This is a genomic window from Protofrankia sp. Cas8 (assembly GCF_963555845.1).
GTDB lineage: Bacteria > Actinomycetota > Actinomycetes > Frankiales > Frankiaceae > Protofrankia.
The window spans coordinates 1-8,791 of record NZ_CAUVXI010000226.1 but is presented as its reverse complement, the minus strand read 5'-3'; the positions used below and the strand labels follow the sequence as shown (position 1 = coordinate 8,791).

General features: G+C 69.2%; 5 protein-coding genes, 1 tRNA gene and 1 pseudogene. 1 reads left to right on the top strand and 6 read right to left on the bottom strand.

Annotated features, from left to right (window positions below):
• From U9977_RS23165 to U9977_RS23140, 6 genes are all read right to left on the bottom strand, one after another.
• Positions 1–2,298, bottom strand: a 2,298-nt coding sequence (locus U9977_RS23165) for an FtsK/SpoIIIE domain-containing protein (protein ID WP_322751397.1), incomplete at its 3' end; no start/stop codon positions are given.
• A gap of 70 nt (positions 2,299–2,368) precedes the next feature.
• Entirely contained in the window at positions 2,369–3,397 is a 1,029-nt protein-coding gene (locus tag U9977_RS23160) for a diguanylate cyclase domain-containing protein (protein WP_322751396.1), read from the bottom strand.
• Between the two features lie 223 nt (positions 3,398–3,620).
• A tRNA-Ser gene (locus tag U9977_RS23155) sits at positions 3,621–3,711 on the bottom strand.
• Between the two features lie 97 nt (positions 3,712–3,808).
• Positions 3,809–6,178, bottom strand: a complete 2,370-nt coding sequence (locus U9977_RS23150) for a [protein-PII] uridylyltransferase (protein ID WP_322751395.1) — start codon at positions 6,176–6,178, stop codon at positions 3,809–3,811.
• 87 nt (positions 6,179–6,265) lie between these two features.
• Positions 6,266–6,604: a P-II family nitrogen regulator gene (locus tag U9977_RS23145; protein ID WP_322751394.1), complete on the bottom strand. Its 339-nt coding sequence runs from the start codon at positions 6,602–6,604 to the stop codon at positions 6,266–6,268.
• Entirely contained in the window at positions 6,601–7,962 is a 1,362-nt protein-coding gene (locus tag U9977_RS23140) for an ammonium transporter (RefSeq protein ID WP_322751393.1), read from the bottom strand. Before U9977_RS23140 ends, U9977_RS23145 begins: the two co-directional genes overlap by 4 nt.
• Positions 7,963–8,360: 398 nt before the next feature.
• Between U9977_RS23140 and U9977_RS23135 the strand changes: the two are divergent.
• Positions 8,361–8,791: pseudogene (locus U9977_RS23135) on the top strand (NlpC/P60 family protein); the annotation flags it as partial.

Genomic DNA, 8,791 nt, shown 5'->3' with positions numbered 1-8,791 from the left:
GCGTCGGCGGAGCTCGGCCGACAGCGACTCCAGTGCGCGGGTCACCAGGTGGGTGTCGAGGTCGGTCACCATGCCGACCGTGTGCGGCAGCCGGACGCAGTCGGCGAAGGCGCTGCCGCCCTTGTAGTCCACGAGCACGAACGTCATCTCTTCCGGCCGGTTCGCGACGGCGAGCGAGGCCACGATCGACTGCAACAGTTCGGACTTGCCGGATCCGGTGGTGCCGGCGATCAGTCCGTGCGGGCCGTCGCGGCGTAGGTCCAGCGCGAACGGCCCGTCGAGCGACAGGCCCACAGGGAAGGCCGTACTGCGAGGGGCGACAAGCCAGCGTGCGGCCACCGCCGCCGCGGTCGGTGGTTCCAGGCCGACGATGTCAAGGAGCCGGGCGGCGGCCGGGATCGTCGCCTCGTCGTCCCCGCCGACATCGCGGACCGGTGCCAGCGCGCGGGCGAGCCGTTCACACCAGGCCGCGGCTCCGGCTGCGCTCACCACAGCGTCGGGCTCGGCCGGCAGCGCGGTCGCGACGAGATCCGGGCGGACGTCATGGACGATCTCGGTGCGCATCTCCACCAGACACAGCCCCGTCTCCCGCTCCTCCGCCACGGCCTGGCACTCCTCCGGCAGGAGCCGGATGTCGCGATCCAGGCAGATCGAGTGGATGCCCACCGCAGGCCCGTCCCGCAGGATTGCGATCATGCCGGGCACGGACCGCAGCCGACGTGCGCCGTCCAAGACGACCAGCACATCCGGGCCGTCGGCCGGCGGATTCCTGCCGCCCGACGTCGCCCGGGCGTCCGCTCGCGCCGCCACCTGGTTGATCAGTTCGCCGATCCGCCGGGCCCGCGACTCATCGTCGGTCCCGAGCAGGACGGTGGTGTTCTGCCCTTCGCTCGGCCGGCAGTGCGGCAGCCACCGCACCCACTGCCAGGCAGCGGCACCGGAGCTGTCGGTGAGTATGCAGATTGCCAGGTCGCGCGGGCTGTGCAGGGTCGCGGCCTGCGCGATCAGCCAGCAGGCGAGCACCCGGGGCAGGTCGCCGCGGCCGGCGATGCCCAACACGCCCCGCTCGGGCAGGGCCACGGTCACCGGGACGTCCGGTGCCGTCCAGGTGATTTCGCGTTTGTGTTCCTGAGCGGCCGGGTCCTCCATCACGACCTCGCTGGGCAGGTCGGCGGTGCCCAGCCGCAGCCGCAGGTAGTCGGGGTTGTCCCGGCGGCGTTCCCACAGGCGCCCGCGTGGCCCGACGGCGGTGAGCAGGACGGTTGCCGGATCGGGAAAGTCGGCGCGCCGGGCCGAGCGTTCGACGAGCAGCGCCTGCTGTGCGTCGGCTTCGACTTCTTCCCGTCGCCGGCGGTAGTCGGCCAGCTGTTTGCGGTAGCTGCGCCGGCCCTGCCGGTCGCCGGAGACATGCATTCCGATCATTCCCACCGGGCCGATCACGGCCATCAGCAGAAAGTAATATTGCTTGAACAGGAAGGCCATGGCCACGCCCGCGCCCAGCGGCAGGACGGCCATCAGGATCGGCATGGGACGCCGTTCCGGTTCGGTGGGTTCGCCGGGCAGTTTGTAGCGCGTCCGGCGGATCGGCGGGAGCAGTCGGGGCGGTCGGTTGAAATCGAGCCCCGCCCCGTCGTCGGAGGCCTTGAGCGCGGCGTCGGCCCGGCTGGGCGCGCTCATCTCCAGCAGCACGGACCCGATCGCGATCTGGGCGCTGGTCGGCAGGTCGATCGGGGCCTGTAACGGCTCACGGTCGACGAGAACGCCGGCGGGTTGCAGCCCGAGGTCGCCGACGGGTTGCCGCCCGGGGTCGGTGGCCGCGGGTATGAGGCGACACGAGCCGTCCGCCATCACGGTGATCGTCATCACCTCGGCGGCCAGGCCGGGATCATCCAGGCGGACGGCGCAGGTCGCTCCGGCGCCAACGGCGAACTCACCGGGCCCGAGTCGGTGGACCACACCCGCGCCCGGTCCGCCGATCACCCGGACCTCGATCAGACCGGGCGGTTCCCGGGGCAGCCAGCCCGCTGGTGAGTCGATGCTGATCAGGGTGCCCTCGTGGATCGGGGACTCGGCGAGCGAGAGTGCCCCGGTGACGAGCCGGCCGTCGACGAACAGGCGCGGCCGGCCTGGCACCCGGTCATGGGACCGCTCGCAGACCAGCGGCGTGAAACGGCCCGGTCGGAGGTGGCTCGCCAGGGCGTAGGCGACCGCACTGACCGGTATGTCCGGATCGGCGTCCAGTAGGACGTCGATACTGACGTCGTGGGCCGGGTCGGCCACCGTCAGTGTCAGGCGCATGGCTGCACGATACGGCCTGATGCCGACATAACAGGCTTTATCTCAGATATCGGTGGTGCGGTTCCGGTCGCTATGGCTGGGGCCGAGGCAAGGGCCGGGGTCGACGACGGTGCTGGACCCGGCTGCGGACAAGCGCCTCGCTCGCCAGTTGGACGAGCTCCACAGCGTCCGGGGCTGGTGGCTCACCGGACGGGGAGCGCCCTGGTTGCCACCGGCCGCCGGACCCGGTGACCGGGCCCAGCATGGCCATCCCAACGCTGGCCGACACCCTGATCCGATGGCCGTCGACGGCCATCGGATCGGTCAGGGACAGGGTCAGCGCTTCGGCCAGGGTTGCCGCGTCCGTGCTGGTCAGGTGACCTGCCACCACGACGAACTCGTCCCCTCCCCAGCGGGCCAACAGGTCGGTCGGACGCAGTGCGGAGGTCAGCCGGGCCGCGGTGGCCCGCAGGACCATGTCACCGATCCGGTAGCCGAACGTGTTGTTAATGGTGCGAAAGGAGTCCAGGTCCAGGAAGAACAAGGCAGCCGGATGGACGCCGTCCCCGCTCGCGTCTTGATCCGAGGTCTGCTCGTGGGCTGTGCCCGTGGATGCCCGCCAGAGCTCGCCGAGGCGCTGGGCGACCGGCAGTCGGTTCGCGAGGCCCGTCAGTGCGTCGTGGGTCGCGTGATGACGCAGCTTGTCTTCGAGATCGTGACGTTCGGTGACGTCATCCACCAGGACGACGAGCCCGCGGCCGCCGACGAGCGGGCGCAACTGTACGTACAACCAGCGGGGACCACGTGGTCCCGGGTAGTGGATCTCCATCTGGGGGCGACCATGAGGGTTGTCCAGCAGCTGTCTGGTCATGGTCGCGAGCTGTTCGAGGTGCGGCAGGTGCGCGCCCGTGCCTGCGGCGGCGGATGCGGCGGATGCGGCGGATGCGGCGGCGCAGGCGGCAAGCCAGCATTCGCCTGGCTGGACGGGGACAAGGGCAATTCCGGTCGCGGCGCCGCGGCGCCATGCGTCGTTGAGCGTCAGCACCGTGCCGTGGGGATCGAGTACCGCGACCGCGGTCGGCAGCGCGTCGAGAACCACCGAGGCCACGTCGTCGGTCATCACCGAAACCCACCTCTCCCGACGGCCCGGACCCGTCCGGATGTAGCGAGCGTGGTGTGCGAATGCGGCCGTGTCCGCTAAACGCTGATGACGTGTGAGGTGCGAGTGTTGGTAGTGCGTCCCCTGTGCTCTCAGAGATGTTCGTGTTACCGGCGGTGGTGAGGACTGGTGCTGACACAGACGAAGGGAGCCCGCGCATCTGCGTGGACTCCCAGGTCAAGGGCGGAGGCTCGGGGATTTGAACCCCGGAGGGGGTTGATGCCCCCAACCGCATTAGCAGTGCGGCGCCATAGACCGGACTAGGCGAAGCCTCCAACGTGCGTTCTGAGTATAGCCACCACACCTGGAGCGATCTTGCTGGCGTCCTTTCACTATTGTGAACTGCGTCACGGATGCGGTGTCGATCATTGGTCATGCCTCCCGATGATCATCTGTTGCGGCTCCGGCGCGTCGCGGCTCGGGCGGCGGTTGCAGCGCGGCCAGCACGGCGTCGGCCAGCTGCTCGCGCCGTTGCGTCGCAACCAGCGCGCCGCCGTCGGCATCCCGCACGTAGAACGCGTTCACGACGTCGAGACCGATCGTGGCCACGATCGCGGTGCGGACGCCCAGCCCGGCGGTTGACAGCGCCCGGACCATGCTGAACAGCACGCCGGCCCGATCGGGAGCCCGGATCTCGACAACGGTGTCGGAGCCGGAGTCCTCAAAGATGACCCGCGGCGGTGCGGGTGCGAGCCCACGGCGCGTGCCCGCGTACGCCCGTTCCCGCGCGGTGATCCGGGCCTCCAGGTCAAGGGTGCCGTCCAGGGCACGCAGCAGATCGCCGCGCAGTATCGCGGGGCTGGGCGTCTGTCCGTACGGTCCCCCTCCTGCCACCGGTATCGAGACCGCCGCCTGGAGCAGGGCACGGTGCCCGGAACTGCGGGCGGACGCGCGGCGCACGTCAAGACGGTTGAGGGCCAGCACCCCGGTGGTGGCGGCCAGCAGCCCGGGACGGTCGGGCGCCACCACGACGATCTCGAACATGCCGTCGTCCGGGAGCGGGTTGACCGCCACCGTGTACTCGTCCGCACCCGCGAGAAGAGCCTGTTGACGCTCGCTGAGGGCGGGGGGGTACGGCACCTGCTCGCCGCGGTAAACCGCCATCGCCCGGCTGACCAGCTCACCGACCAGTCGCGCCTTCCACGGGCTCCACGCGGTCGGGCCGGTGGCGAGCGAGTCGGCTTCGGTCAGGGCGTGCAGCAGGCTGAGTACCCGCGGGCTGCCCGCGGCCCGCGCCACCGCCTCGATGGTCGTGAGGTCATCGATGTCCCTGCGGGTCGCGGCTTCGGCGAGCAGCAGGTGATGGCGCACCATCGTCACCAGAATGTCGGTGTCCGCGGGCGGTAGGCCGAGGCGGGGGGCGAGGTCGGTGACGACCGCGATGCCGGCTTCGGTGTGGTCACCGGGCCAACCCTTGCCGATGTCGTGCAGCAGGGCGCCGAGCAGGAGCAGGTCGGGCCGGTCGACCTCGCGGGTCGCCGCCGCCGCGCCCGCCGCTGTCTCGATCAGGTGCCGGTCGACGGTGAAGCGGTGGTACGGGTTGCGCTGCGGCCGGCTGCGTACCCGCTCCCACTCGGGCAGCAACCGGACGAGCAGGCCGACTTGGTCAAGGGCTTCCATGGCAGCGACCGCAGGCGCACCCGTGGCCAACAGGGCGACCAACGCGTCGCGCGCCGCGGCCGGCCACGGCGTCGGCATGGGTGGGGCCTCGCGGGCAAGCCGGTCCAGCGCAAACCGCCCGATGGGGACGCCGGCCCGGGCGGCTGCCGCGGCGACCCGTAGCGTCAGCGTCGGATCGCTCGCCGGGTCGGCGTCCCCGGCGAGCTGCACCTCGCGGTTCTGCTCGACCACGCCTTCATCGAGGGGGCGACGGACCGGGCGGCTCCGGAGCCAGCGCGAGGACGGCCGCAACCCGGCTGAGGCCCGGTACCAGGTGACGTCCCAGGTCCAGGAGATCGTGCGGCCGGCGTCGGCGGTGGCGCGCGCGAGCGCCGGCGGGTCGGGGTACCCCAGGGCGGTGGCGACGGCCGCGGTGTCCTGGAGCAGCAGCCGGTTCTGTTCGCGTCCGTGGGCGAGTCTGCGCACCTCACCGCGGGCATCGAGCAGCACCCGGTAGGCGGCGAGCACGCGTTCGGACGGCTTTTCGGCGACCCATGCGGAGGCGAGCGCAGCCAGGGCGTGGACGTCACGCAGTCCGCCGCGGGCCTCCTTGAGGTCCGGTTCGAGCAGAAAGGCGACCTCACCGTGCCGGCGGGCCCGCTCGGCGACCATATCGGCGAGTTCGGGCAGCCGGCGGGGAGCGCTGGCCCGCCACCGGGCCCGGACCTGGCTGAACAGGGACGCTGCCAGGGCGTGGTCGCCGGCGACCACGCGTGCGTCCAATAGGCCGAGGGTTGCCTTCAGGTCGCCATCGGTGACCGCGATGGCCTCCTCGACGGTCCGGACGCTGTGGTCGAGACCGACCCCTGCGTCCCAGATCGGGTACCAGATGGCGTCGGCCAGCCGGGCGATGTCGTCGCGCCGGCCGTTGTGGACGAGTACCAGATCGAGATCGCTGCCGAAGGCGGGCTCACCGCGCCCATAGCCGCCGACCGCGACGAGCGCCACTCCCGCGCCCGGTTCGCCGAACAGGTTACGCAGGACGCTGTCGGCTACCTCCATCAGAGCACCGCGAAGGGCCGGTCCGACGGTTGCGTCGAGCTCGTCGGACCGGCCTAGCAGCACCGCGATCCTGTCGGTCACCACCGGTTTCCGATCGCCGCGGACCGCGCGCTGTGCGCGCTGTGCACGCTGTGCACGCTGTGCACGGTTACCGTGAGGCGCACTGTTCTACAGGGCGTCTGATCCACGTTCGCCGGTGCGAACCCGGACGACGGCCTCGACCGGTACCACCCAGACCTTGCCATCGCCGATCTTGCCGGTCTGTGCGGCGGTCGTGATGGCGGTGACCAGCTCCTCAACGGCGCTGTCATCCGTGACGATCTCAATTTTGATCTTCGGGACGAAGTCGACCTTGTATTCGGCGCCCCGGTAGACCTCGGTGTGGCCCTTTTGCCGACCGAAACCCTGGACTTCGGAGATGGTCAGGCCGTGCACGCCGAGAGCTTCCAGCGCAGCTTTCACGTCATCCAGTTTGAAAGGCTTGATGACCGCGGTCACGAGTTTCACGCCTGCCCCTCCTCGGTGGTCGTGGTCGTGGTCGAGGACGCGAACGATGCGGAGCCGCCGCCGAGCGAGACGAACTCGTACGCGGTCTCGCCGTGCAGCACGAAGTCCATGCCCTCCTGCTCCTCGTCCGGCGACAGCCTCATCTTATAAATCTTGTCGATGACGAAGGCGATGATGAACGTTACGACGAACGAGTAGGCCACCACCGAGACGACCGCAAGCGCCTGCTTGCCGAGCAGGCTGGCGCCACCGCCGTAGAAGATGCCGTCGGCGCTGAAACCGGGAGCGACGTCGCTGGTGCCGAAGAAGCCGATCAGCAGGGCGCCCAGCGCACCGCCGACGAGGTGGACAGCACCGACGTCGAGGGCGTCGTCAATGCCGACTTTGCCTTTGATCGCTGTGGCCAGGGCGCAGACAGCGCCGGCGAGTAGCCCGATGAAGATCGAGCCGGCCGGCGAGACAAAGCCGCAGGCTGGGGTGATGGCGACCAGGCCGGCGACCGCGCCGGAGGCGGCACCCAGCGTGGTGGCCTTGCCGTCCCGGATTCTCTCCACGAGCAGCCAGCCGAGCATGGCGGCTGCGGTAGCGGTATTGGTGTTCACGAACGCGAAGCCGGAGCGGGTGTCGGCGGCGAGCTCGGACCCGGCGTTGAAGCCGAACCAGCCGAACCAGAGCAGGCCGGTGCCGAGCAGTACGAACGGCAGGTTGTGCGGCCGGAAGCTGGTACCCGGCCAGCCCTTGCGCCGGCCGAGGACAAGTGCCACGGCGATGGCCGCGGCGCCGGCGTTCGCGTGGACGACCGTGCCACCGGCGAAGTCCTCGGCGCCCTTCTTGAACAGCCAGCCTTCCGGGGAGAAGACCCAGTGCGCCACCGGTGAATAGACGACGAGCGACCATATGGCGATGAAAACGGCAAAAGCCCCGAACTTCCAGCGGTCAGCCGTGGCACCGGTGATCAGAGCTGGGGTGATGATCGCGAACATGAGCTGGAAGGCCACGAACACGATCGGTGGGATCACCTGGGCGAGTGAGGGTGTCGTCTCGGCGTAGCCGGGAACCGCCTCGTTCATGTGGTTGAGCAGCGCGAAGTGGAAGCCGCCGAAGATCTGGTTGCTGTCGCCGAACGCGATGCTGTAACCGATCAGTACCCAGAGAATGCTGACGACACCCATGCAGAAGAAGTTCTGCATGAGCATGCCGAGCACATTCTTTGAGCGCACCATTCCACCATAGAAAAATGCGAGACCGGGCGTCATCAGGAGAACCAGCGCCGATGCGGCCAGGATCCAGGCGGTACTGCCGACACTCGCTGCGCTGGTTATCCCATCCTGGAGATTTTTAAGCTGATCTGAATTCATGTCTCTCCCGTCGGTCGCCCCGCCCGCCCGCGCGGACCATGCTCGCCCCGGTCGGCGGCCGAGCGTGGCCGTCCCGGATCCTTCGGCCGAAGAGTCGATAGGATGCGTTCCGGACCGGTATCTTGCCTGTTTCTGACACGTGAATTCGCCAAATTGGGCGGCTCGTGATTCCCCGTGGTGGCTGTGTGTTGTACCTCACATTACTCTCTGTGAGAATCGGCGCGTGTGCGTGATTCTACTGGCGCCAAGGGTTACTGTGCCTGGCTGTGGGTAGCGACTCAGATGCAGATAGCAATTACAAGGTTCGCGTCGCTTCATACGTTTTTGTCCGGTTGCGTAAACGGCCGCCTATTGTCGCGGAGGTCCAACATCGGGCGTTTGCGCGGACACCGCTTGCCGTGGGTCTACTCGGGGCTCTCGTCGGCGGGATCATGCTTGTGCCGACCACTGCCGGCCCGGCCAGAGCCGACGACATAAACAAGATCACGGAAGACATTGCGGGCGCCCGGCAGCGTCTGACCGACCTGACTAATTCGACCGAGGCCGTCACCGAAGCGTTTAATGCCGGCCGGTTGCGGCTGGGTGCGGCCGAACAGGCTGGGGCCCGGGCCGCGGACAATGTCGGGCGTGCTGACGCCGCCGTGCAGGCCGCACAGGAAAAGCGTCGTACTGTCGGATCTGTCGCTTATAAGACCGGTGACTTCGAACAGCTGTCGGTCCTGTTGTCCGGCGACCCCGCAACCGTGCTGGATCGGGCAGGTGCGATGGACGCGCTCGCCCGTCGCGGCAGGGAGGCCGACGTTCAGTTGCGGTCGGCACGGCATGATCT

Excerpts from the sequence above, each read along its gene's own strand:
- U9977_RS23140 (WP_322751393.1), bottom strand. The coding sequence starts at position 7,962 with ATGAATTCAGATCAGCTTAAAAATCTCCAGGATGGGATAACCAGCGCA.
- U9977_RS23160 (WP_322751396.1), bottom strand. The coding sequence starts at position 3,397 with ATGACCGACGACGTGGCCTCGGTGGTTCTCGACGCGCTGCCGACCGCG.